Raw genomic sequence first — 25,306 nt, forward strand, 5'->3', positions numbered from 1 at the left:
CAAGCGGGACCCGGCTACTTTGAGACTATTTCCGCTTAATTAATGTAAATCCCAGATTATTCACGTATAAATTCAACCATAAGAAGATGAACAATCGATTTTCGCCGTACTTTTTCAGCATCCTACTCCTTTTGGGAGCAACGCGCCTATCGACAGCCCAGCAGGCTGGCTTTAATTACGATGAATCCAAGGTTCCCTCCTATTCCTTGCCCGATCTATTTGTCAGCACAAAGGGACAGGAAATTAATACTATCACTGATTGGAATTTTGTTCGCCGGCCGGAAATCATATCGCTTTTTGAGGATCATGTGTACGGAAAGCTTCCTCGTGATTTAGATGGGATCACCTTCACGCTTGTAAACGGGGATGAGCAAGCCATGGATGGTCTAGCCATCTTGAAAGAAGTAAATGTTACCGTTCAACGGAATGGAAAATCCATTACCATGCCGCTCACGGTATTTGTGCCCAAGCATCATCAGGGGGATGCAGCGCCCGTTTTTCTGTTGATTACCCACCGAGGGCCGGAAAATATCGATCCCACCCGCAAAGAAAAATCCGATTTCTGGCCTGCTGAAATGCTCATTAGCCGGGGATATGCAGTTGCGGCCATTCATGTACAGGACGTGTCAGACGACAACAAGGAAACTTTTAAGGAGGATATCCTGACTAAGCTCTATCCCGAGCAATTAACGATGTCTAATGGCATGCGTGGCTTGGGCGCTTGGGCTTGGGGAGCCATGAGGGCCATGGATTACTTTGAAAGTGACCCCGATATAGATGCCACCCGTGCTGGAGTAGTAGGCCACTCCAGAGGTGGAAAGGCCGCTCTCTGGACGGGTGCACAGGATACCCGCTGGGCCATTACCATCTCTAATGAGTCAGGTTGTGGTGGTGCCGCCCTTTCGCGACGTCGATTCGGCGAAACCGTAGCGCGAATAAATACCAATTTCCCCTACTGGTTTACAGACAATTTTAATCGGTATAACGACAACGAAGACGCCCTGCCAGTAGATCAGCACATGTTGATTGCGGCGATTGCTCCTAGGGCGGTGTATGTGGCGAGTGCTGAAGAGGATCAATGGGCCGATCCAAAAGGCGAATACTTATCGTTGAAACTTGGTTCTCGGGCCCACCAAACCATTTATCAAATGGATACCAAGCTTCCCCAGGAACAGCCAAAGGTTGGAGAACCCATTCACATGGGGTCCCTAGGGTATCATATGCGCGGGGGAACACACAATCTCACCGCATTGGATTGGTCGTACTTTTTGGATTTTGCGGATAAGCTGTTTCAAAAATAACAAAGGAATTAGCGGTGAAACCGCTAATGGAACGAAAAAAAGGGTGGCTTTTTGTGGCCACCCTTTTTCATTTATCTAGCGAATTAGTTGCTAATCGGGATTAGAACCGGTCTAGGTTCATCACCTTTGTCCATGCTGCCACGAAGTCATGCAGGAATTTTTCTTTTGCATCGTCAGTGGCATAAACCTCCGCAATGGCACGCAGTTCGGAATTTGATCCAAAGATTAAGTCTACTCGGGTACCTGTCCACTTTACCTCTCCGGTCTTACGGTCCTTGCCCTCGAACACATCCTGTGCACCGGAAGTTGCTTTCCAGGTAATACCCAAATCCAACAAATTCACAAAGAAATCGTTGCTCAACACACCGGGCTTTTCCGTAAATACTCCGTGAGCGGATTGATCAAAATTCGCATTCAATGAACGCAAGCCTCCTACCAACACGGTCATTTCAGGTGCCGTCAACGTCATCAATTGTGCCTTATCAATCATCAACTCCTCAGGCTTGACAGAAAGGCCCGATTTGGTGTAATTACGGAATGCATCCGCAATTGGCTCCAATACCGCAAACGATTCTACATCGGTAAGCTCTTGCGTAGTGTCTCCCCTTCCAGGAGTAAACGGAACTGAGATGGAATGTCCTGCATCCTTTGCCGCTTTTTCGATGGCAGCACAACCTCCCAATACGATAAGGTCTGCCATAGAAACCTGCTTAGCACCCTGCGCATTGAATTCCTTTTGGATACCCTCCAGCACATCGAGTACTTTACCTAGTTGTGCGGGCTGGTTGACTTCCCAATCCTTCTGAGGTGCCAAACGAATTCGCGCACCATCCGCTCCACCACGCTTGTCAGATCCTCTAAAGGTAGAAGCAGAAGACCAAGCCGTATACACTAGTTCGGAAACAGAAAGCCCCGAAGCCAAAATTTTTCCCTTTAGGCTTTCAATCTCCGCCTCATTTACCAACTCATAGGTCACTGCTGGCACGGGGTCCTGCCAGATCAAGTCCTCTTCCGGAACTTCTGGCCCCAAATACCTGGATTTCGGGCCCATATCCCGGTGAGTAAGCTTAAACCAAGCTTTTGCAAAAGCATCTGCAAACTCATCAGGATTGTCCAAGAAATGCCGGGCAACTTTCTCATACTCCGGATCCATTTTCAGCGCAATGTCGGTAGTAAACATAATTGGCGTGTGACGCTTGGATTTATCATGTGCATCTGGTACCGTATTTGCACCCATGCCATGTTTTGGAATCCACTGATTTGCGCCGGCAGGACTCTTGGTCAATTCCCAATCATAACCAAATAGATTCCAAAGGTAATTGTTGCTCCATTTGGTCGGAGTAGTGGTCCAAGCGCCTTCAAGTCCACTGGTAATGGTATATTCGGCATTTCCGGTTCCAAAGGAATTCATCCAGCCCATACTTTGCTCTTCGATACCCGCTGCGGCAGGTTCCCTACCTACGTATTCACCTGGGTCTGCGGCACCATGGGCCTTACCAAAAGTATGGCCACCTGCAATCAACGCAACGGTTTCATAGTCGTTCATCGCCATGCGGCCGAAAGTCTCTCGGATGTCTCTAGCGGCGGCAATTGGGTCGGGGTTTCCGTTTGGTCCTTCCGGATTGACGTAAATCAAGCCCATCTGTACCGCTCCTAGCGGGTTCTCTAATTCACGGTCTCCTGTGTACCGTTTATCTCCCAACCACTCGGTTTCTGAACCCCAATACACATCTTGCTCCGGTTCCCACACATCTTCTCTACCGCCTCCGAATCCGAAGGTTTTAAGACCCATTGACTCAAGAGCGACATTCCCGGTCAACACCATCAAATCAGCCCAAGAAAGTGCTTTCCCGTATTTCTTTTTTACAGGCCACAATAACAGCCTTGCCTTGTCCAAGTTTACGTTATCCGGCCAGCTGTTTAGTGGTGCGAAACGTTGTGTACCGGTCCCTGCACCTCCCCGGCCGTCATGGATACGGTAAGTACCAGCGCTATGCCAAGCCATACGGATCATGAAAGGTCCATAGTGTCCGTAATCGGCCGGCCACCATTCTTGGGAGGTGGTCAACACCTCTTCGATATCCTTCTTTACCTCCGCCAAATCCAGTGATTTGAATGCTTCCGCATAATTAAAATCCTTATCCATGGGGTTGGACAGCGAAGAATGCTGACGCAAAATATTCAGCTTTAATTGGTTTGGCCACCAATCGCTGTTTCCGGTTCCACCACCGGCAACCTGATTCAACGCTCCATTCAAAAAAGGACACTTACCGGCAGACCCATTCAGGTCGCCTATTTTTGCATTTCCATTCGTGTATTGTTCCATAAATTAACGGGTTTTTGTTCACCTTTTGCAATGCTAAGATACCTAATTAAAATCAACAACTAACTAAAAATTCGATAGATAATATCTATTGAATATGTGCTTTTATCTATCCATGCTGACTCTGACCTCCTTACCGATGGGTATTCGAACCTATTTGGTTAAATGGTTACCTGATGACCTATGAACCTAGCAGTGTATTTAGCAGAATTCTCATTTCATCTGCCAATTTGCGTTCCTCTCTTACCAAGTTGTACCGTTGTTCAGGATCCTTGCTGAGGTCAAATAATTCATCGGGCTCATCATGGGGTACCACTCCTCTATTCCGTTCATATTCATTAAACCAAAGCTTGGCTCCCCATGGGAGCCTTCCGGAATTGGCATTTATATACACCCAGTTTTTGTGCCGAAGTGCAAAAACCCTGTCCATCCCGCTTCCGGTACTTTGCAATAAATTTTCCCGTGGCGCAGCCGTACTCTCTTGTCTAAGTAACGGTAGAAAATCGTAGCTGTCTCCCGCCACATCCGCAGGCAATTGAACACCTACAAACGATGCGAGGGTTGCCATGATGTCCAACTGACTGATCAACGCATCACTTTTGGTGTTGGGCTTCACCACGCCAGGCCAATGAACAATGAAAGGCACCCGATGACCGCCTTCATAGACATCCCATTTTACACCACGAAAGGGCCCCATACTGCGATGGCCATAATTGGCTACTACATCCTTTACGATAGCTTCAGGTCCATTGTCACTGGTGAGAATGATCAGCGTTTTCCGTAACTGGTCGGTTTCCTCCAGCACCCTCATGATCTCGCCCACTTCCTTGTCAAGCTGCTGTATGTAGTCACCATAAAAACCGGCTTCACTTTTGCCATGGAATTCGCTGACCGGAACCACCGGCGTATGTGGTGAGGTAGTAGCAAACAAAAGAAAGAAAGGTTCTTTCACATATTTCATTTCCCGTAGATAACTCACCGCCCGCCCCAATAGTGTTGGCATGACTTCGTCGAACCGCCACCCCGGTTCTCCGGGACCATCGCCATGAATGCTCCCCCGGAAAGCAATGGATTCAATCTCTTCCGCTTTCAGTTGAACCAGTTTCTTACTTAGAAATTTTCCGTTTTCCATCCAGGCATAGGGCGGAAAATTTGGGACATCCTGCCCAAAGTAATAATCAAAACCTGCCCCCATGGCACCTCCCGTAACCGGCTGACCGAAATCAAGGAGATCAGCGGTAACCAGACTATGTCCTCCCGATGTGATCTGATCCTCGGGTGGTCGAACGCCACCTCGCCAATTCCAATCCCAGCCAAGGTGCCATTTTCCTATCAGTGCTGTATGGTATCCTTTTTCCTTCAGCACCTTGGGAACTGTTAGTTCGTCTTCCCCTATCAGGGAAGGCCCAAACGGAAATACAATGCGATCAATACGGCGCCAAGGATATCGTCCGGTCATCAAGGAATACCTGCTGGGTGTGCAGATTGATGCGGGGCTATGTGCATCCGTAAACAGCATGCCGTTGGAAGCCAAACGGTCGATATGAGGGGTTGCTATTTTTGATTCCGGGTTGTAACAACCAACATCGCCATATCCCAGATCATCCGTGTAAATTATGAGGACATTTGGATAATGGTCAGCATTGGAGTCCATGACAGGTGTACACCCCTGCACCGATAAAAATAACCATAACGTTGAAACCAATACGGCCGCGACGAACGTCATACGTCCTTTTTCATCTAGGCACTCCAACCTTTTCCCTTTCTTCATCCATTAGTTATTTCAGGTAAGCCAAGATACGACAATAATCCTAAAAAATCCGAAAACCTTTTCCGGGTATTTTCGGCGGCTCTCCGAGGAGTTCGGTAGCAAAAAAACGATCTATTACCAAACCGTTAAAATATTGATGAATCCTTCGTTATTGTAAATATAAATAAATACTTTTAGCTGGCAAACACCTTCCCTACTCTAACTTAGCCAGTTGTGATGCGAAATTTTCGATGCGTAGTCCTGTTATTTTCTATACTGATTTCATGCCACTCCAAGCAGCCTGCCGATCCTAGATTTCAGGAGGCCTTGGACAATGGGTATTTAGCTCATGAAGGGTTCGTTCGTTCGCTTCGATTTGTGGAAGCGTGGTTGGAACATGCCGATCCCACCACGGGACTTATTCCGCGAAACCTGATGGCATCCAAAGACTTTTGGAATGCCCAGGATGCGGCTGCCGATAACTATCCCTTTATGGTTCTGACCGCCTATCTATTGGACAAGGAATTATTTGAAGGAAAAATGAGATCTATTTTATCCAAAGAACAGGAATTGACCAACTGGGTAGACCGGCTTCCAGACGATTATTCTTTCAGTCAGCGAGGTTTTCGGACAGAAACGGTAAATATGGACGGTATTGTTTTCGGAAGTTCCGAGTACATTAAAGACGGGTTACTTCCCCTAACCGAATACCTGGGGGAAAGCCCATGGTCTGACCGAATGATTGGTATGCTCGATGATATTTGGAAGCATGCCTCCTACGATACGCCGTTTGGTAAGATACCCTCTACCAATGTAGAGGTAAACGGAGAGTTGCTTCAAACGCTTTCAAGGGTGTATTGGATGACCGGCAACTCAAAATACCTCGAATGGGCTATCCGCTTGGGCGACTATTACTTGATGGGAGATCAACATCCGACAAGGGATTTGCCGGTGATACGGCTCCGGGATCATGGCTGTGAAATCGTATCCGGCCTGAGTGAATTATACGTGACTCTTGCCTATAGCGATCCTGCTAAAAGGGAGCTTTATAGGCCCCATTTGTACGAGATGCTTGATCGCATCCTCGAAGTAGGAAGAAATGAGCACGGGTTTTTTTACAATCAGGTTAACCCAATCAGCGGCGAGGTATTGGATCCGTCCATTGCCGATACTTGGGGTTATACATTGAACGCCTACTATTCGATTTTTCTGGTAGATGGTCATCAAGCATATCGGGAGCCCGTGTATAAAGTTTTCCAAAACCTTCGTCATTATGAATTTTTTGATTGGGAAAACGGCAGTGCAGATGGGTATGCGGATGCTATTGAAAGTGCGCTCAACCTTCTAAATCGTGAGCCTAGCCAGGATGCTGAATCTTGGATAAACTCTCAAATCCAAGTGATGTGGTCCATGCAGGATTCTGCCTACCGGGGACAAACCGAGCTATTCAGGGGAACTGGAATCATCGAAGGATGGCATGGGGACGGAAACTTCGCCAGAACCACGATCATGCATTCCCTGTGGAAGACACAGGGAACATCGCTATCCCCCTGGCATGAGAAGGCGTTTCTGGGAGCCAAGTTGGATGGTAAGGAGTTAGAAGTTTCTATGCTCTCTGAGGAGCCTTATTCCGGTATGCTCAAATTTGATTATCCGCGGCATCGTGCCAATTTTAACCTTCCTTTGGACTATCCAAGAATCAATCAGTTTCCAGAATGGTTTGTCATTTCGGCAGCATCCTCCTACCTCGTTCACTTTGTAAACGAAGGCAAGACCCGAAGGATGACCGGTACGGAAATATTGGAAGGAATCCCGGTTGAATTGGTTGAAAACGTGGGATACTACCTGATCGTAGAGCCCGTGGAAAACTGAGAGCGGGTAGAAAACCCGCTCCTAAATTACAACAACTGAAAGGTTTTTCGAAGGGCAAAAGTTTTGCGGATCTGATCCGCTAAAAGGGCACTTTGCTGAAAATTGAGTGTTTGTTGCCCATCGGAGTAGGCTTTGTCCGGATTTTCATGAGCTTCGTAAATAATTCCGTCTGCGCCGGACATTACTCCTGCCAAAGCCATCTGTGGTACGAACTCCCGAATACCAATACCATGGGACGGATCTACTACGACCGGAAGGTGTGATTTGGATTTCAAAATGGGTACTGCGTTCAAATCCAAGGTGTTTCTACTGGCACGTTCGTAGGTACGGATTCCTCTTTCGCAAAGGATGATTTTTTCATTACCTCCGGAAAACACATATTCCGCCGATTGCAGCAACTCTTCGATCGTTCCGGAAATCCCCCGTTTAATCATCACTGCCTTGTCCACTTTACCGAGCTCATCAAGTAAGTTAAAGTTCTGTGTATTTCTGGCACCTACTTGAAACACATCCACGTAGTCGATCATCTCTTCGATTTGGGAAACCTGCATGACCTCGGTCACAATCTTAATTCCCGCAGCTTTGGCCTGACCATACCAAAGTTTCAATCCTTCCAATCCCAATCCACGGAAAGCGTAAGGGCTGCTACGGGGCTTAAAGACCCCTCCACGCATCATGGATATATTGCAGGATTTCAGGTGTTCAATGACACCGGAAATTTGTTCTTCCGATTCGATGGAACAGGGCCCGGCAATTACCGCCATGGCACCGTCTTCTACCCGGATGCCGTCACCCAAATCGATACTGGTAGGCTTCACTTTCCATTTTTTGGAAACCAGCTTGTAGTCATCAGAGACAAGGTGAATATCCTGTATTCCTTTCAGGTGGCCTATTTTCCGAATGTCAAAATCCTTATTGCCGATTCCTATGAGGTAATCTCCCATTTGGGTGCTCACCTCGGTTACTTTAATGCCGAATGAGCCAATTTTTTCTTTCAGAATTTCCCGCTCTGAATCATCGATATGTTTGGAGAGTTGAATGATCATGTTTAATCGTTTATTACACGCTGAATATAATCCTTGATGCCTTGCTCCAAATGTTCGGAATCGCTCAGGATACGGATAAAGGCACTTCCGATAATTGCCCCATGGGCATAGGCTGATGCCGTCTGAAAACCTACTCGGTCTGAAATCCCAAAACCGATTAATCGGGGATTGGAAAGGCCCATGTTGCGGATTCGTTCGAAATATGCAATCTGTTCCTCCGTAATGCCCTTTTTGGCACCGGTTATGCTCGCCGATGAAACCATATAGATAAATCCATCCGAATGCTCGTCGATTTCACGTATGCGGGCTTCGCTGGTTTGGGGCGAGATCAAAAAGGTATTTCGAAGACCGTATTGGTCAAAGATAGCTTTGTACTCACGTATATATTGCTGCATAGGAAGATCCGGCAGAATCACCCCATCCACGCCAACTTCATGGCATTTTTGACAGAATCTTTCCACGCCGTATTGTACCACCGGATTCAAGTAGCCCATCAGTATTACCGGAATACTGACTTCATTCCGCATGTGTTCGAGTTGGCTGAAGAGTTTTTTCATGCTCATCCCATTGGCCAACGCAACCATGTTGCTCTCCTGAATGGTTGGTCCATCGGCTATGGGATCTGAATAAGGAATCCCTACTTCGATGATGTCGGCCCCGGCTGCTTCAATTGCTTTCATAATGGGCAGGGTATCTTCCAAGGAAGGATACCCTGCAGTGAAATAAATAGAGAGAATGTTTTCGGATTTATCCCGAAAAAGTTTATCGATGCGGTTCATTTGATGCGTGCTTAATAATTGCCCCATTTGATGTAGGTTTCCAAATCTTTGTCTCCCCTTCCAGATAGATTGATGACAATCACATCGTCAGGGTTATAGGTTAGTTGATTAAGCGCAGAAAGGGCGTGAGCGCTTTCGATCGCAGGAATAATACCTTCAAGTCGGCTTAACTCAATGCCGGCCACCATGGCGTCCTCGTCTTCTACGGCTACAAACTCACCCCTTCCGCTTTCGAAGAGATGCGCATGAACCGGCCCTATTCCTGGATAGTCCAATCCAGCAGAAATGGAATGGGGCTCTACCACCTGCCCATCCTCGGTTTGCATGAGCAACGTCTGACTGCCATGAAGAATACCAATTTTACCCAAAGCGGTAGTAGCAGCAGATTTTCCAGAGGAGACCCCAAGTCCTGCTGCCTCAGCGGCAACCAAGCGAACCGAAGGCTCATTGTAATAATGATAAAATGCCCCCGCGGCATTGCTTCCGCCGCCCACGCAGGCGATAACCATATCGGGGGTTTCCCGGCCCTCCTTTTCCAAAAGTTGTACCCGCATTTCTTCGCTGATTACCGACTGAAATCGGGCCACCATCTCTGGATATGGGTGGGGACCGACCACCGAACCGATGATGTAGTGGGTGTCCACTGGATTATTGATCCATTGCCGCATGGCCTCGTTGGTGGCATCTTTTAGCGTTTTGCTTCCCGATGTGGCCGGTACCACCTTAGCTCCCAGAATCCGCATGCGTTCTACGTTTGGCTTCTGCCGCTCCATATCCACCGATCCCATATATACCGTACAATCCATGCCCATGAGGGCACAGACCGTGGCTGTAGCCACGCCGTGCTGCCCAGCACCCGTTTCGGCGATGATGCGCTTTTTGCCGAGCTTCCGCGCCAATATAATCTGTCCAATGGTGTTGTTCACCTTGTGCGCACCAGTATGGCATAGATCTTCTCTTTTGAGGTAAATTTTTGCCTTGTATTTTTCTGAAAGACGCTCCGCCAAAAACAAGGGAGTGGGTCTACCCACATAATCCCGAAGCAAATAGCGAAACTCACGCTGAAATTCCTCGGTCTCAATAATCGTGAGGAAGTTTTCTCTTAGCTCCTCGATGTTTGGATACAACATCTCAGGGATAAAGGCCCCACCGAACCTTCCATAAAAACCGTTTTCGTCAACTTTGATCATATCGTATTTGATTCGCACCCAAAAAGGGGGCATTAGGTTAATCTTAGTTTTTGCATAAATGTTTTGACCTTTGCAATGTCCTTCACTGCCGGAGATAGCTCAAACTTAGAATTGATATCAATCCCACGCATAGCCGGAATAGCTTCCATCAGCTCGATTATTTTCCCCGAATGGTCTTCCGTGATCCCCCCACTTAGCAGAAAGGGCTGATCGAAGGGATAGCTGTATAGGATATCCCAAGAGAAGCTGTGTCCGGAACCTCCGTATTGGGGCGTGTCAGTGTCAAATAGGAACCAATCTACCTTATCTGTAAATGGTTCCACGCTTCCCCATTTCCAGTTGGGCCCGATCCGGAATACCTTGATGATCTTTACCGGTAGGAACGTACGCAAAGATGAGATATAGTCCATATCCTCATCGCCGTGCAGCTGCACATATTCCAACCCGTATTCCCGCACCGAATCCACTACTTGGGCAATTTCAGCATTCACAAAAACCCCAACTTTTGGTATATCCAAAGACCGGTAAAACATCGCGCCTTCGGAGCTTGCCCCTACATTTCGGGAAGACTTAGCGTAAAAGATAAGTCCCATCAAATCAGGCTTAGCAAATGCTACCAGTTGCAGGATATTTTCGGGATCCCGCATGCCGCAGACCTTGATAATCATCGCAAAGATTCGGTAGATTTCAGTGCTAGCAGCTCCCGGTAGGTATTCATGAAGTTGTATGCAGCCTGATGAGGTCGAATACTTTTCATGAAATTCTCACCGATCAAAAACCCTTGATAACCCGCCTCCCGCAACGTTACAAGGGTAGACGGATCGGAAATGCCGCTTTCGGAAATCTTTATAAATTCTTTCGGGATTTTATCGACCAAGGCCAACGAAGTGTCCACACTCACATCAAAGGTCTTTAGGTTTCGGTTATTGACCCCCACTACATCCAAATAGGGGTTTAAAGACCGCTCCAGTTCTACTTCGTCGTGTACCTCCATCAAGACTTCCATTCCCAGGCTTTTGGCGAATTTTGCCAATTCCTCCAGTCTCTTTGGCTCCAGGATGGCGGCGATCAACAGAATGCAATCCGCTCCAATCGATTTCGCTTCTACGAATTGGTATTCGTCTATCATAAAATCCTTTCGGAGAATGGGGCAGAAATTAAATTTCCTGGCGGTGATCAAATCCTCGTTATTGCCACCGAAAAACTCCCAATCAGTCAATACCGACAGCGCTGATGCACCGGCCTGCATGTATCCGATGGTGGTTTTTTCCACTTTGGCATTGGCGTTTATCCAACCCTTTGAAGGGGACTTTCGTTTGAATTCCGCAATAATGCCGGTTTTCTCTGGATTCAGGAGATACTTCCGCATCGATACTGTCTGCCCATCGTAAAAGGGGCTTTTCTCCAGCTTTTTCAGTGGCACCAAAGCCTTACTTTCAGCAACTTCTTTTAACTTATGGGCGACTATTCTATCCAGTATATTCATTTCAATTATCAACTTACCGCAATTTTTTTCTTAGGGTCAATCAATGCATTAAAAACCTTCAGGGCCTGACCACTTTTTAGCGATTCACTTGCCTTTGAAACCGCTTCTTCCATTCCCAACGCCAAATCAGCAGTCGCAAGGGCGGCGGCGGCATTGGCGATGACCACAGCCTCCTGCTGCAAGGTACCCCTTCCTTTCAGAATCGACAAAAACAAATCCGCCGATTCTGCTACCGTACCCCCCCCTTTGATCTCCTCAGGAGCCAATTGGCTTAATCCCAGGCTTTCGGGAGAGAGAAGCTTCTCACCGCGGTTGGAGATCATTTTGAAATTTCCAGTCAGGGAAATCTCGTCATAGCCATCCACCGAATGGATGATGCTAAATTGGGTTTCACTATTTTGATAAAGGTACGCATACATCCGGGCCAATTCCAAGCTAAAGACTCCTACAAGCTGCTTGCGCGGGAAACTGGGATTTACCATAGGTCCAAGCATATTAAAAAACGTCTTGACGCCCAGCTCCCTACGGATGGGACCGACATTTTTCATTGCCGGATGAAAAAGGGGCGCATGAAGAAAACATATTTTTGCTTCATCCAGGCTCCTACGGATCTTATCCAGATCATTCGTAAACTCGTAGCCAAAATGAGCTAGCAAGTTCGAAGATCCGCATACGGAGGATACTCCTACATTTCCATGCTTTGCCACATGTTGACCCGCTCCGGCGACGATAAAAGACGCCAGCGTGGATATGTTGAAGGTATCCTTCCCATCTCCACCTGTACCACAGAGGTCGATTGCATCGTATTCCGAAATTTCCACAGGGATACACATCTCCAGCATGGCCTCCCGAAACCCCATTAGCTCTTCCACACGCACGCTTCGCATCAAAAACACCGTCATAAACGCCGCCATCTGACTTTGATTATAGGCGCCTGAAGTTACGCCCTTAAGTACTTCCTTAGCCTGCTCTTTGGATAGTGTCTTATGTTCTATTAGGTGGTTTAATATCTCCTTCATCGTATCATTTTTTATTTTCAAGCAAAAAATTGGGTTAAGCATTCAGCCAATTTTGCATCATGGTCACGCCATATTCGGTGAGAATACTTTCCGGATGAAACTGCACACCCCGTACCAAGTGTTCTTTGTGGCGAATTGCCATAATCTGCCCATCCGGCGTTTTAGCGATCACCTTCAGTTCGTTTGGGAGCGTACTCTCATCAATTACCCAACTGTGGTACCTACCTACGGTAAACGTTTCCGGAATTCCTTCAAAAAGAAGATCCGGCCTTACTTTAATCTTCGATGCCACACCGTGCACAACCTCCGTCAGATTAATCAACCCGGAACCATAGGCCTCTCCGATCGCCTGATGGCCAAGGCATACGCCCAAAATATCCTTGGAGCTTCCATATTTCTGGAGCAATTGCGGCATTATTCCAGCGTCTGATGGAACTCCCGGCCCCGGAGATAATAGAATCTTATCGTATTTTGCGACCTCCTCCAACGACAGTTTATCGTTTCGGAATATATCCAACTGCTTGCCATAGCCAAGGTCACGAATAATATAGACGAGGTTGTATGTAAAGGAATCGTAATTGTCCAGAACAAGTATTTTCATATGTTTTGTTGTGTCTTTTAAATCTCTTCTGCCCGTAGCAACGCAGCCCGTAATGCCGCCAACTTATTACTTACCTCCTGCAATTCGGATTCGATCGATGACTTGGCGACCACTCCTGCACCTGCCTGAAACCTTAGTTGATTGTTTTCAGACACAAAGGACCGAATCAGGATAGCATGGTTAAAATCTCCGTTAAAACCCAAGTAGCCGATTGCCCCCCCGTAAAAGCCCCGCGCGGTGTTTTCCAGGTTGTCTATCAACTCCATGGCCCGGTATTTGGGCGCACCGGACAGCGTACCTGCTGGAAATGTATCTGCCACGAGCTGTAGTGGATTGGAGCCTTCAGGAAGCACACCTGTCACTTTCGAGACCAAATGGATCACATGGGAATAATACTGAATCTCCTTAAACACCTCAACTTCAACCTTTTCAGAAGATCTGCTTAAGTCATTTCTAGCCAAATCCACCAACATCACATGCTCTGAATTTTCCTTTGGATCGTCATAGAGCTTACGGGCGAGCTCGGCATCTGCCTGGTCATTGCCCGTTCGCTTGAAGGTCCCCGCAATGGGGTAAATGGTAGCCTTGTTCCCTTTGATGACAATCTGAGCTTCGGGAGAACTCCCAAATACCTTATAGGAACCGTAGTCAAAATAGAAAAGATAAGGGGACGGATTAATAGATCGAAGGGCCCTGTATACATTGAATTCATCTCCTTTGAAGCCTGACGAGAAGGACCTAGAGAGAACGATCTGAAATACATCTCCCTTAAAGCAATGGTCCCTACCTTTGCTCAAGATATCCAAAAACTCCAAATCACTGTAATTGGAAGTTTCCTCTCCATCCATTTGAAAAGAATAACTGGGGATATTCTTGTTATTCAGTATCATTTCAATTTTGGGTATGCCCGATTCCTGCGTTTCCCCATCCAGGTAGTGTTCTATAATGTAAAGCTCATTTTTGAAATGATCCACCACAATCATGTTTCTGTAGAGGGCATAATGCATCATCGGGACCTTGGAGTCATGCGGCATTTTCAGCACGATGTCTTCAAAGTAAGAAACCGTATCATACTGTGTATAGCCAAACAGACCGGAAGTGATAAATTTGAAATCCAATTTCTCTTCGTGAAAACGCCGGGAAAAGGCTTGAAGGGCATCCATCAACCGGTCTCCCGTTTGCAGGGTATAGGTAGTTGAAGAAGTATCGGGAAGGGTTTCCCGTATCTGCCCATTAACCAAAGAAAAGGTCGCTATGGGATCGCAACAAATGTACGAATAGCTATTCTCGCTGCCGTGATAGTCCGAGCTTTCCAATAAAATGGGATTGGCGTATCGGTCCCTTATCTGAAGGTAAACGCTGACAGGTGTCAACGTGTCCGCCAAAAGTCGCTTAAATCGGGTTTTGATCTTGAATGTCTTCATTTGCTGAGCATTATTTGTGGATGTTCATACCTGATGTCACATAATTCGCTTACCACGCTCTCAGTTTATCCTGTTACATTTCCACAGGTCTACCGCAGAGAGCCTAAAATTCGTTGGTGCAACGGCAAATTGCATTAAAAAAGGCCCACTGATAGTTCAGCGAGCCTTTGTATTTTGTGTATCAAAAAGGGCAATAGGTAGCTGAACTCCCGTCACGTGAAGCTAAACCACCACCAATTTTGAACGTCGAATGTCTTTTTCATAATCTGTGACAAATATAGAAACGCCGATTAATTAAAAAAACAAATGTCATTTTTTATTTATCCCAACTTCTCATTTATCGGTGGGGCTGGGGAGACAGGTTTTGCTCCATCATTCGCTGTTGCTGCCACAGAGGCAATAGCTCCTTTTCCTGCAACTCCGTGAGAACCCCTTCCTCAAAGGTGACCAAGAGGTAAAAGCGATCATCACTCGTTAAACGATATACTTTTTTCCCCTCCCCAAGTTGACTGATCACTGCGTTCCGGTTTTGTCGGAGAAACTTGGATTCCGACATCCCCAGTTGGTAAGGAACCCGGGGCTGAAAAACCGTACAGGCCCCCATCAATACTACAATGGTCAACACAAAAATCCCTCTTACTAAACGCATCATTTTTATCTGTTTATGAACCAACTACTCTTAATTTTGATTTCGGGGGTATCGACCGTTTTATCTGGTCCGAAGCCGTTTCAAAACAGCCTATTTGGGAACAGAAAAAACGCTCTCCGAGCAAAGCTGATATCAATTATGGTGCCGTAATCGAACCTGTGTGACAAAATACCGGAAACAGGAAGTGAGCGTTCACCTTAGTCAGCCGGGCTGTAAAGTGCTCTAAAGCCCCGATCAAAAAGTTTTGGATTTGAAAATGAGTTTTTTACGCCTTTTTGCAGCGAAATCCATTGAATGGTCTTGCGGTGAAGGGCAAATTATGTACCTTTGTAACGAGCGGCACGACCAGCTCCTGCTGAATCCCCCAGGTCCGGAAGGAAGCAAGGGTAGGCGGTTGTAGCGGTGCGATGCCGCTTATTTTTTTTCTTTTTTCCAGATTCGTAATTATCCGAGGCGTTCGATCCGTAGAATTATCAACCAAATAAACCATAACTAGCATGAAATTCTTTATTGACACGGCTAACCTAGACGAAATTAGGGAAGCCTATGATCTTGGTGTATTGGATGGCGTTACCACCAACCCTTCCCTCATGGCCAAAGAAGGCATCAGTGGAGACGAAAATGTCACGGCCCACTATAAGGCCATCTGCGATATCGTCGATGATAAGGTTAGTGCCGAGGTAATAGCCACTGAATTTGAGGGCATGATCAAAGAAGGGAAGGAATTGGCCAAAATCGATGATAAGATCGTCGTAAAGATTCCTATGATCAAAGACGGAATCAAAGCAATCAAGTATTTTCATAGCGAAGGAATTCGCACAAACTGCACATTGGTCTTTTCTGCCGGACAGGCCATCTTGGCGGCCAAGGCAGGGGCTACTTACCTCTCCCCTTTTATAGGCAGGTTGGATGACATATCTTTTGACGGGCTGGAGTTGATCGAGCAAATCGCCCATATCTATCAAAACTACGACTTTGAGACACAAATTCTAGCCGCATCCGTTAGGCATACCATGCACCTGATAAAATGTGCCGAAATAGGCGCCGACGTGGTTACCTGTCCGCTTAAGGTAATTACCGGATTGCTAAACCACCCATTGACCGACAAAGGCCTGGCCCAATTCCTGGCAGATCACGCCAAGGTAAACAAAAAATAAGATCAACAAAAAGGGTAAAGTAAGCAACTTTACCCTTTTTTTGTGTTGCCACGGGAAAACCGATGGACAATTCGGATCTTTTTGGTTCAAATTTCGTTATTTGCAACATAGTCATAAGCAGCAAAGGGGTATGTATATCATAAAAGTGAAGGGAAAGGCGAAAATACCTGATTACATTCAGATACGGGACGAAAACTTCGTGTTAGTCGCATATTTTCGGGCAGACCGACCGCTTAAAAACATTGAAAAATTCGGATGGGAAGGAAAGGAAGAAGCGCTGGAAGCACTTATCAAAGAACTCCCTTTCGGCAAACTTCAAAAACTAGCCCTGTAGATCCGATGGTTTTCTCCAGTGAACCTATTGTAGCTATCTCCAACGCCAGTGTATTTCAGGGAATCAACACGGTGCTTAGTGACTTGAACTTTTCGATTGAAAAAGGAGAATTTGTATTTTTGATCGGCCGTACCGGAAGCGGGAAGAGCTCCCTGCTTAAAACCCTCTATGCCGACCTACCCCTTATCATGGGGGAAGGAACGGTATCAGGCTACCAACTCAACGGTATCAAATCCAAGAATATTCCCTTTCTCCGCCGAAAATTGGGGATCGTGTTTCAGGATTTCCAACTTTTCCCGGACAGAACAGTCTCCGACAACCTACACTTTGTGATGCGTGCCACGGGCTGGAAAGACAAAACCAAGATGAAAAGCCGCATGATTGAAGTGCTTATGGGCGTTGGCTTGGGTGGTGCTTCCTCCAAATTCCCCCATCAGCTATCGGGCGGGGAACAACAGCGTGTGGTAATAGCTAGGGCATTGCTAAACGAACCATCTATCCTACTGGCCGATGAACCTACCGGCAATTTGGATCCGGAAGTGTCGGATGGGATATTTAAACTTTTTCAGGAGATCAATAAACGGGGTACCGCAATCCTAATGGCGACCCATAATTACGAGTTGCTTAAAAAATATCCCTATCGCATTCTCAAATGTGAAAATGGAAGGCTGTTAGACTCAAAAACGACCAAATTCCAGATAGGCCAAGATTGGGCTTTATAGGAGGTTTGATAGCGTTTGATTTTTGGTAACTACGGGTTTCAACCCGTGACTTGACAACGATGTACCGGGAACCTGTTGCAGCAGCTACCCTGACAATACCGCTCATCAGTTCCCGCCAAAAATCCTGCAGCTTGGGCAGACATCCGTGCCTTGGCCAAGAAACTACCCGAACTTGGAGACAAGGCAGATTCAGCCTGAATCGGGTTTTGGCGGAAGAGACTGGCTTCTTCAATCGTCCTTGCGGCCAAAACCCAACGGAAATGTGCGTTTTTAACCAGGGGCTTCGCTGCGCTGCACCCCTGGCTAATATGATGGCAGCCCGGTGGGCCTGATATGATGTCCCATTAAGCTTAGTTTCAAATCCAAAATTGCCAATCTTGAAACTGTACTCCCCACTAGCTGTCATTATTTCTATGCGGATACCCTATTTTTAGCTATGGGAGACTACATGTGGCTTCAAGCGCAGTAAATTTGCGGGATTAGGTGGTTTTATAGCCGTGGTCTATTGGTAATTCCTTCCAATCCAATTGCAAATTGGAAAGCATCGGCCAGATAGTCGAGCGACACGCCAAAGGTATCCGCTTTTTTTTGCCTACTCGATGGAGGGTACGACATCCCCACGCTCGTACTTTCCAATCACCTCCCGAGATATACCGCTTTCTATGGCCTGTTTTCCCTGTGACCAGTTTTGAGACATCAATCTCGGGGTTAGGATTAAAATGTTTGGAAAATGCAACTAAATATAGTTACTTGGAGTTCGTGTCTAAAAAGCAAAAACTGATTGCCAGTTTTTTGGGCATGCCGTCCGACTTTCATTATGACGAGATGGTAAAACTGCTGGGATACGTTGGTTTTGAAGAAGTAAAGAAAGGCAAGACCTCCGGGTCGAAGGTGAGATTTGATAATGGTAAAGGTGTCACTTTCATGCTCCATAAGCCCCACCCGAGCGGGATTATGAAGCAATACCAAACAGAGAACTATTGGAGTTATGAAATATCTGGAATACAAAGGTTATACGGGTAGCATTGAGTACAGCCCTGAGGACAGTTTGCTCTATGGTCGGGTTTTGGGTATCAGGGGACTGATCTCCTACGAAGGGGAGACCGGAAAACTTCTGGAAGAGGGTTTTAGAGAAGCTATTGATGCGTATCTGGATGATTGTAAAAAAGAAGGGAAACGTCCTGAAATGCCATTTAAAGGAAGTTTCAATGTAAGGATACCGGCCACATTGCATCAAAGTGCCGCTATATTGGCCATGGAGGCCAAAACTTCCCTGAATAACTTTGTAGCCGAAGCGATTCGGTACAGGGTGGACAAAGAACCAGCCTGATCATTTTTTTGCAGGAATGGGTAGCCGTTCCGAAAAGACACTTGGTTACACCTTCCCCCAACCGGGTGTAGAATCGGCTACACCCTACTATTCCTAACCTGCTTTGCTTTCGTAATCCCAAATATGCCTTTTGCAATGGATTACCAGTTGACCTTTTAGGAAACAAATGGCGAAATTTTAACCCTATTCGGCTCAAATCTCCAAACAACCGCCATCTTCTACGACGAAAAAGATTGGGGTAATACAGACGCTTTCCCAACACCAGCTTGAGGGAGAGGTAAAGGCAGATAAGATTGGAGGAACTGATGCCTGTGGTACAGAAACACCATCCGCTAGGGTAAACGAAACTTTACTAAAGATAAAAATCGTTAACTTTAGGAAAAAAATAAAAAATCAGAATGGATATCCAATCAATCAAAGTCGACCTTATCCATTGGCTAACGGAGCTACAGGATCAAACAATACTCGAACAGTTGCAAGCTTTCAAACATCGACAAGAAGAAGGTTTAAGCGATGCCCACAAAGCATTGTTGGATGAGCGGATAGCTTCCTATCAAAAAGATCCGGATAAAGTAATGGACTGGGATGATGTAATGAAAGATCTCGAAAAGGATCTATGAGCTACAAGATAAAGCTGCTCCAAGAAGCCCGTTTGGATATCAAGGAAATCATAGCATGGTACAACGAAGAAAAGCCAGAATTGGGCAAACGGTTTTATGAATCTTTAAAATCAAGGCTTAATTATATCCGAAAGTATCCACTGCACTGCCAGGTTGGCTATCGGGATGTAAGAAACATATTGGTAGACAAGTTTCCATACCAGGTTCATTACCGGATAGAGGAATTGGAAAAATCGATCATTGTTTTTGCGGTCACGCATACTAGTAGGAATCCCAGGGTCTGGAAAGACAAGAAATGATTTCTGTTTGGAAACGATAGAAGGGAGTTGTTGCAAACTACACCCAGCTGGGGGTAGACAAGCCTAAATCAGTCTTGTGGACTGATTTAGGCTTGGGCCGGGAAGAAGGGAGGGTAAAACAGACCCAGTAATAGTTGATTAATGGAATCCAACCATACTATTATTACCCTACAGTCTGATTTTTAACTAAAAGAGGCTGTTTCATCCCCTGAAACAGCCTCCTCTGAAGAACGGGAAACAATCGCATTATTATAAGGAAGCCAAATTCGTCTTAGCCAACTCAAAGTCTGGACTTTTCTGCAATGCCTCCTCAAAAGCCGCCTTCGCTTCGTTGTTACTTCCCTGATCCTTGTAAATCAATCCTTTCAGGTTAAGCGCAGCCGCCAACATACTTACCTCCTGAGACTGATTGCTTTCTGTGGGAAAGGTCAGGTTTTGCTCTCCGACCTTATTATTCTTGATAAGCATATTGACAGAATTCATCGCTTCGTCGTACTTTTTCAACGTGTACTGCAGGTAGGAGGTCTTATACAGGCTGAAGAGGTCGCCTGAAAGCAGGTGAAGGCTTTCAAAATGGGGCAAAGCACGCTCCAAAGCACCCACTTGCTCTAGCGAATAAGCAGCGATCTCCAATGCGGATATATTCTTGTCATCGATCTCCAGCATATCCATGGCAACCAACGCAGAGGAAGTATACTGCTCCATCTCGAAATAAAGGGACGCAAGTAATTCAGCGTACCTAAGGTTCCTAGGGTTACGTTCCATTAGGTCGTAAAGCTTGGCTTTGGCTACATTGATGTCATTATACCTTAGTGCCATTTGGTAGATTTTCTCATCTGTTTGGTTTTTTAGCCGGTTATTTTCAGATACCTCCGCAGGGGGTGTCGCCGAGGTTTCCTGAGCCCGTGCTCCGCCGATGAAGAAGAATAAATGTGCAACTAAAATCAGAACGCTTTTTCTCATGATTACGATTAGTTATTTTCAGCTCGTTTTAATCCCTTGGCTTCCGCCAATTGGTACATTAACTCCAACGCTTGGTTTTTATTGTTTTGAATTTTCCCGTCTAAGATGGCTTCTTTGATCTCCTCTTTGATTTCTCCAACAACTTTGGAAGGTCGCAGATCAAAAATAGACATAATTTCATCACCTGAAACAGGTGGCTGAAAATTTCTTAATTGATCCTTTTCCTCTACCTCAGCAAGTTTCGCTTCCACCTTGTCAAAATTGGTGAGAAAACGCTTTACCTTAACGTTGTTTTTGGACGTGACATCCGCCCTGCAAAGCTTCATCAGATCGTCTATGTCCTCCCCTGCCTCAAACAGCACCCGGCGAAGCGCCGAATCCGTTACCTCATCCTTTACCAAGGCGATAGGCCGCAGATGAAGCCGGACAAGCTTTTGAACGTACTTCATCCGATCGTCCATGGGTAGCTTCAACCTGCGGAAGATGCCAGGGGTCATTCTCGCCCCCTTGTCTTCGTGCCCATGAAACGTCCAGCCAACCTTTTTGTTAAAGCGCTTGGTAGCAGGCTTGGCAATGTCATGCATTATCGCAGCCCAACGCAACCAAAGATCATCCGACACGGCGGCCACATTATCCAACACCTGCAACGTATGGTAAAAGTTATCCTTATGGGATTTATCACCCACGGAATCCACTCCCTGAAGTTCCACCATTTCTGGAAAAAATTCCTGTAGGAGTCCACTTACAAACAGCAATTTAAATCCATAGGATGGCTTTGGAGTCAAAATAATTTTATTCAACTCATCGATAATCCGCTCTCCCGAAATGATCGCCAGCCTATGAGCATTATGCATAATTCCATCAAAGGTATCTGGCTCTATGTCATAAGAAAGCTGGGCAGCAAATCGCACCGCCCGCATCATGCGAAGTGGATCGTCCGAAAACGTAAGGTTCGGATCCGTCGGGGTTCGGATAATTTTTCGCTTCATGTCCCTCAATCCATCAAAGGGATCAATCAGCGTCCCAAACGTCTCCGCGTTCACACTGATAGCCAACGCATTGATAGTCAAATCCCGCCTCGCCTGATCTTCCTGGAGGGTACCTGCTTCTACCACCGGCTTGCGTGAGTCAGATCGGTAGGATTCCTTTCGGGCACCGACAAATTCCACCTCCCAATCCTCCACTTTGATCATAGCCGTTCCAAAGTTCTTGAAAACAGTGACAGGCACCTGATCTCCGTAGGTTTTCGCTACCTTTTTGGCAAGGGATATACCATCACCAATGCACACAAAATCAATATCCTTACAGGGCCTCCCAAGTATCAAATCCCGCACATAGCCCCCAACCACATAGGTCTCTAATCCCAGTGAATCAGCACATTGGCTTACACGGTTAAAAATCTCCAACCTGTAGAGTGTATCTTTATAATTCATTTAGCTCAAATCATTTTTACCTGCCCCTCCGCAGAAAGGTAAAGTTGTTTCACCACCTTGCCGAACAGCGGAAGTGAGTGGGCTACCTCCCAAACCGCTCCCTCCCTATGGTGGGGCAAACATACCACAATTTCACCGATGGAATGTAAATGATGCTTCCAAAAGGGATCCTTCAATAAGGCAAATTTAATGATTTCACCTGAAAAGGAGTCTTTCATCATTGGGCGGTTTACATCGGTATGAAAAATCACCGGGTCTTCCGCCCAATCTACAATGTCCAAAGAAACGTCTGAAAAAGGTTTGGCAATTGTCCTCAATTGAAAGAGGTCATGCAATAAAAACACGGCACTATCTGAAACAGGTGCCGTAAGTGCGCTCAATTTGCTAAAAAACAGGTGATTGCCATCAATTGTACGTAGGCAAGCCGTACCTGATGCCTTGATTTGCTTGATCCAGGGTTCGATAGTGAATGGTTTTTTGTACAAAGAAAAAGGAATTTACGGGTTTTTAAAATAAATTGAGGGTATTAACCAATCCGACGGCGTTAACCAGGCATCGCATCCATCCAAAAACAACCTTTCAATATGGTCAAAAACTACACGAGACTGCATTTAGTACGCGTTGTATTACTTGGCGTCACCTTACTTACTACTTCATCTTGTGTGAAGGAACGAAAGTATCCGGAGCTACAGGAGAAAGTCACGGTCATACGGAACAGGCAGGGCATAAACCACATCTTCGCGGAAAATGAAAGGGACCTTTTCTTTGCGCAGGGCTATATGGCGGCCAAAGACCGACTGTTTCAGTTTGAACTTTGGAGGCGGCAGGCAACCGGTACACTCGCGGAGGTGTTCGGGGAAAGGGAGCTCGCACGCGACATCGGTGTGAGGCTATTTCGATTTCGAGGGGATAAACAGCTGGAATTAAGCCACTATCATCCCCGGGGAGAAGGGATTGTAGATGCATTTGTAAACGGGATAAATACCTATATCGAGGAGGCCCTTCAACATCCAGCAGACCTTCCAGTGGAATTTGCCATGTTGGGTATCCAACCAGAAAAATGGAATTGGGAGGTTGTCGTTTCCAGGCATCAGGGTCTTTTGCAGAATGTGCAGCAGGAGCTTAACTATTCCAGAATCGTGAGCCTCGTCGGGCCTGAAAAAACCAAGGAATTACTTCATTTCCACCCTTTTGAACCCGACCTCGGTATCCCGTCTTCCATTCCACGAGAGCTGCTGTTCAAAGACCTCATTGCGCCATACAATGCGTTCAGAAAGCCCGTCAAGTTCGATCTGGAGGACATCTCTCCTGCCTACCGATTGGATCGAACTGAAGATACGCTGGCTGGTTCTGCTTTCGAACTGGAAAAATTGGTGCGGGAGTCTGCCGACGCAGCTTCCATTGGAAGCAATAACTGGGTGATTGACGGCACCTTATCGAAGAGTGGATTTCCGGTCATGGCAAATGACCCCCATCGGGCCCAAGCTATCCCCTCACTCCGTTATTGGGTGGGGCTTCATGCTCCGGGATGGAATGTGGTGGGAGGTGGCGAGCCCGAAATCCCCGGCGTATCGATCGGACACAATGACGTGGGTGCTTGGGGACTTACGATCTTTCAGACTGATATGGAAGACCTGCGTGTATACGATATTGATCCCAAAAACCCGTTCAACTACCGCTACAAAAACCAATGGATGAAAATGGAAAAGGTAGCGGATACGCTTCGGATCAAAGACAAAAAAGATACGGTCGTGTACCATTACTACACCATTCATGGGCCAGTGACCTTTATCGATGAAGAACTTAAAAAGGCCGTGGCGGTGGAATGCGCATGGCTCCATATCGGAGGTGCCCCCTACCTGGCCAGTCTCAGAATGGCCCAAGCCCAAACTTGGGAGGAGTTCAGAGAAGCCTGCAGCTATAACCACGTACCGGCTGAAAACATGGTATGGGCAGACAAAAACGGCCATATAGGCTGGCAGGCAACGGGGATTGCGCCAATTCGAACCACACATTCGGGATTAGTGGTCAGTCTCGGAAATGGAGCCGCTGACTGGGAGGGTTTCCTACCCATGCTGGCAAGACCCCACCAAGAGAATCCACCAAGCGGATTCATTGCTACGGCAAATGAAAACCAAGTCGATGACACCTATCCGTATCCAGAAGCCCTTGGGTATACATGGGCCGACGCATTCCGAGGAGCGCGCATCCGGGAAGTCTTAGGCAGTGGAAAGAAATTCGCCCCAGAAGACATGGGAGCTTTACAAAATGATTACCTTTCGCTACCTGCCCGAGAACTGGTTCCCATCCTTGCCAAACTAGACTTAGCGGATGATTCATTGCTTCGGGCAAAACAGCTATTGGCGGATTGGGACTACGTGCTATCCCCGCAATCTGTTGCCGCCGGAGTGTATGTAATGTGGGAGCGAAAAATTCGGGTTAACGTAGCGGATTTACTAATACCAATGGAAATTAAACCCTATCTATCCGAGCTCCCAATGACAAAAACCTTGGCTTGGATCAAAGAAGAAAACCCTATACTGACTGATAAAATTAATATTTCCGACTTACTTACAGGTTCCCTGACAGAAGCCTTGGAAGAGCTGGAGAGGCGTTTTGGACAGAATTGGGAGACATGGCATTATGGACAAAATAACTACAAGCATGCGTTGATTCGCCATCCATTAGGAAATGTGGTTTCAGAGGAATGGCGCGAAAAATTAGAGGTGGGCCCGGTGCCCCGAGGCGGGTACAGTTTCACTCCCGGGGCCAATGCCTACGGCGACAACAATACCACGGGAGCATCTTTCCGTATTATAGTAGATACCGGAGACTTTGAACAAACGCTGGGCGTAAATAACCCAGGGCAATCAGGCCGCCACGAAAGCCCGTTTTACAAGAACTTATTTGCGCTTTGGTGGCAGGACCAGTTTTTCCAGGTGCCTTTTGCCAAATCGCAGGTAGAAAAACAGGCATTTAGCAAAGAAGTCCTGTATTGAAAATGTGTG

Annotated in this window: 24 protein-coding genes and 1 other RNA gene; 11 read left to right on the forward strand and 14 right to left on the reverse strand. The window is 46.6% G+C overall.

Going from position 1 to position 25,306, the window contains the following annotated elements; all coding sequences use genetic code 11:
- Positions 1 to 86 precede the first annotated feature (86 nt).
- Positions 87 to 1,301, forward strand: a complete 1,215-nt coding sequence (locus IAQ59_RS00240) for an alpha/beta hydrolase family protein (RefSeq protein WP_209328763.1) — start codon at positions 87 to 89, stop codon at positions 1,299 to 1,301.
- Between the two features lie 100 nt (positions 1,302 to 1,401).
- On the opposite strand, the gene katG is transcribed toward IAQ59_RS00240, so the two are convergent.
- Positions 1,402 to 3,627 carry a catalase/peroxidase HPI gene (gene katG / locus IAQ59_RS00245; RefSeq protein WP_209328764.1) on the reverse strand — a complete coding sequence of 742 codons (2,226 nt, stop codon included), beginning with the start codon at positions 3,625 to 3,627 and terminating at the stop codon, positions 1,402 to 1,404.
- A gap of 178 nt (positions 3,628 to 3,805) precedes the next feature.
- Positions 3,806 to 5,395 carry a sulfatase family protein gene (locus tag IAQ59_RS00250; protein WP_209328765.1) on the reverse strand — a complete coding sequence of 530 codons (1,590 nt, stop codon included), beginning with the start codon at positions 5,393 to 5,395 and terminating at the stop codon, positions 3,806 to 3,808.
- A 216-nt stretch (positions 5,396 to 5,611) separates the two neighbouring features.
- On the opposite strand from IAQ59_RS00250, the gene IAQ59_RS00255 reads away from it, so the two are divergent.
- Positions 5,612 to 7,246: a hypothetical protein gene (locus tag IAQ59_RS00255; protein WP_245189327.1), complete on the forward strand. Its 1,635-nt coding sequence runs from the start codon at positions 5,612 to 5,614 to the stop codon at positions 7,244 to 7,246.
- Positions 7,247 to 7,272: 26 nt separating this feature from the next.
- Here the strand turns inward: IAQ59_RS00255 and aroF are convergent, their stop codons facing one another.
- From aroF to IAQ59_RS00300, 9 genes are all read right to left on the reverse strand, one after another.
- Complete coding sequence (aroF, locus tag IAQ59_RS00260; RefSeq protein ID WP_209328766.1) at positions 7,273 to 8,292, reverse strand: 3-deoxy-7-phosphoheptulonate synthase; 1,020 nt, start codon at positions 8,290 to 8,292, stop codon at positions 7,273 to 7,275.
- A gap of 2 nt (positions 8,293 to 8,294) precedes the next feature.
- Positions 8,295 to 9,071, reverse strand: coding sequence for a tryptophan synthase subunit alpha (gene trpA, locus IAQ59_RS00265; RefSeq protein WP_209329084.1), 777 nt, complete (start codon positions 9,069 to 9,071; stop codon positions 8,295 to 8,297).
- 11 nt (positions 9,072 to 9,082) lie between these two features.
- Complete coding sequence (gene trpB / locus IAQ59_RS00270; protein ID WP_209328767.1) at positions 9,083 to 10,261, reverse strand: tryptophan synthase subunit beta; 1,179 nt, start codon at positions 10,259 to 10,261, stop codon at positions 9,083 to 9,085.
- A 32-nt stretch (positions 10,262 to 10,293) separates the two neighbouring features.
- Positions 10,294 to 10,929 carry a phosphoribosylanthranilate isomerase gene (locus tag IAQ59_RS00275; protein WP_209328768.1) on the reverse strand — a complete coding sequence of 212 codons (636 nt, stop codon included), beginning with the start codon at positions 10,927 to 10,929 and terminating at the stop codon, positions 10,294 to 10,296.
- Complete coding sequence (gene trpC, locus IAQ59_RS00280) at positions 10,926 to 11,747, reverse strand: indole-3-glycerol phosphate synthase TrpC (RefSeq protein ID WP_209328769.1); 822 nt, start codon at positions 11,745 to 11,747, stop codon at positions 10,926 to 10,928. Before trpC ends, IAQ59_RS00275 begins: the two co-directional genes overlap by 4 nt.
- An 8-nt stretch (positions 11,748 to 11,755) precedes the next feature.
- Positions 11,756 to 12,766 (reverse strand): anthranilate phosphoribosyltransferase, encoded by a 1,011-nt coding sequence (gene trpD / locus IAQ59_RS00285; RefSeq protein ID WP_209328770.1) that lies wholly within the window; start codon positions 12,764 to 12,766, stop codon positions 11,756 to 11,758.
- 34 nt (positions 12,767 to 12,800) lie between these two features.
- The gene (locus tag IAQ59_RS00290) at positions 12,801 to 13,367 is read right to left on the reverse strand and encodes an anthranilate synthase component II (protein ID WP_209328771.1); all 567 of its coding nucleotides are present in this window, start codon (positions 13,365 to 13,367) and stop codon (positions 12,801 to 12,803) included.
- A gap of 17 nt (positions 13,368 to 13,384) precedes the next feature.
- Entirely contained in the window at positions 13,385 to 14,791 is a 1,407-nt protein-coding gene (locus IAQ59_RS00295; RefSeq protein WP_209328772.1) for an anthranilate synthase component I family protein, read from the reverse strand.
- Between the two features lie 337 nt (positions 14,792 to 15,128).
- Positions 15,129 to 15,443 (reverse strand): hypothetical protein, encoded by a 315-nt coding sequence (locus IAQ59_RS00300; RefSeq protein WP_245189328.1) that lies wholly within the window; start codon positions 15,441 to 15,443, stop codon positions 15,129 to 15,131.
- Positions 15,444 to 15,773: 330 nt separating this feature from the next.
- On the opposite strand from IAQ59_RS00300, the gene ffs reads away from it, so the two are divergent.
- The 8 genes from ffs (at position 15,774) to IAQ59_RS00340 (ending at position 19,902) form a co-directional block, all read left to right on the forward strand.
- An RNA gene (ffs, locus tag IAQ59_RS00305) (signal recognition particle sRNA small type) lies at positions 15,774 to 15,860 on the forward strand.
- Between the two features lie 77 nt (positions 15,861 to 15,937).
- The gene (fsa, locus tag IAQ59_RS00310; protein WP_209328773.1) at positions 15,938 to 16,597 is read left to right on the forward strand and encodes a fructose-6-phosphate aldolase; all 660 of its coding nucleotides are present in this window, start codon (positions 15,938 to 15,940) and stop codon (positions 16,595 to 16,597) included.
- Between the two features lie 130 nt (positions 16,598 to 16,727).
- Positions 16,728 to 16,931, forward strand: a complete 204-nt coding sequence (locus IAQ59_RS00315) for a fructose-6-phosphate aldolase (RefSeq protein WP_209328774.1) — start codon at positions 16,728 to 16,730, stop codon at positions 16,929 to 16,931.
- 5 nt (positions 16,932 to 16,936) lie between these two features.
- Positions 16,937 to 17,653 (forward strand): cell division ATP-binding protein FtsE, encoded by a 717-nt coding sequence (locus IAQ59_RS00320; protein ID WP_209328775.1) that lies wholly within the window; start codon positions 16,937 to 16,939, stop codon positions 17,651 to 17,653.
- Between the two features lie 723 nt (positions 17,654 to 18,376).
- Positions 18,377 to 18,676 carry a type II toxin-antitoxin system HicA family toxin gene (locus IAQ59_RS00325; RefSeq protein WP_245189329.1) on the forward strand — a complete coding sequence of 100 codons (300 nt, stop codon included), beginning with the start codon at positions 18,377 to 18,379 and terminating at the stop codon, positions 18,674 to 18,676.
- Positions 18,642 to 18,983 carry a type II toxin-antitoxin system HicB family antitoxin gene (locus IAQ59_RS00330; RefSeq protein ID WP_209328776.1) on the forward strand — a complete coding sequence of 114 codons (342 nt, stop codon included), beginning with the start codon at positions 18,642 to 18,644 and terminating at the stop codon, positions 18,981 to 18,983. Before IAQ59_RS00325 ends, IAQ59_RS00330 begins: the two co-directional genes overlap by 35 nt.
- 398 nt (positions 18,984 to 19,381) lie before the next feature.
- A complete protein-coding gene (locus tag IAQ59_RS00335) occupies positions 19,382 to 19,603 on the forward strand; it encodes an addiction module protein (protein WP_209328777.1) in 222 nt (73 codons plus the stop codon).
- Entirely contained in the window at positions 19,600 to 19,902 is a 303-nt protein-coding gene (locus tag IAQ59_RS00340; protein WP_209328778.1) for a type II toxin-antitoxin system RelE/ParE family toxin, read from the forward strand. The genes IAQ59_RS00335 and IAQ59_RS00340 overlap by 4 nt, the downstream gene beginning before the upstream one ends.
- Positions 19,903 to 20,151: 249 nt before the next feature.
- On the opposite strand, the gene IAQ59_RS00345 is transcribed toward IAQ59_RS00340, so the two are convergent.
- The 3 genes from IAQ59_RS00345 to IAQ59_RS00355 are packed head-to-tail and all read right to left on the reverse strand — an operon-like array spanning position 20,152 to position 22,783.
- Positions 20,152 to 20,865, reverse strand: a complete 714-nt coding sequence (locus IAQ59_RS00345) for a tetratricopeptide repeat protein (protein WP_209328779.1) — start codon at positions 20,863 to 20,865, stop codon at positions 20,152 to 20,154.
- An 8-nt stretch (positions 20,866 to 20,873) separates the two neighbouring features.
- Positions 20,874 to 22,298 (reverse strand): CCA tRNA nucleotidyltransferase, encoded by a 1,425-nt coding sequence (locus IAQ59_RS00350; RefSeq protein WP_209328780.1) that lies wholly within the window; start codon positions 22,296 to 22,298, stop codon positions 20,874 to 20,876.
- 5 nt (positions 22,299 to 22,303) lie between these two features.
- Positions 22,304 to 22,783: a hypothetical protein gene (locus IAQ59_RS00355; protein ID WP_209328781.1), complete on the reverse strand. Its 480-nt coding sequence runs from the start codon at positions 22,781 to 22,783 to the stop codon at positions 22,304 to 22,306.
- Between the two features lie 99 nt (positions 22,784 to 22,882).
- On the opposite strand from IAQ59_RS00355, the gene IAQ59_RS00360 reads away from it, so the two are divergent.
- Complete coding sequence (locus IAQ59_RS00360; protein ID WP_209328782.1) at positions 22,883 to 25,297, forward strand: penicillin acylase family protein; 2,415 nt, start codon at positions 22,883 to 22,885, stop codon at positions 25,295 to 25,297.
- Positions 25,298 to 25,306 lie beyond the last annotated feature (9 nt).

Source organism: Lunatimonas salinarum, assembly GCF_017811155.1.
Lineage (GTDB): Bacteria > Bacteroidota > Bacteroidia > Cytophagales > Cyclobacteriaceae > Lunatimonas > Lunatimonas salinarum.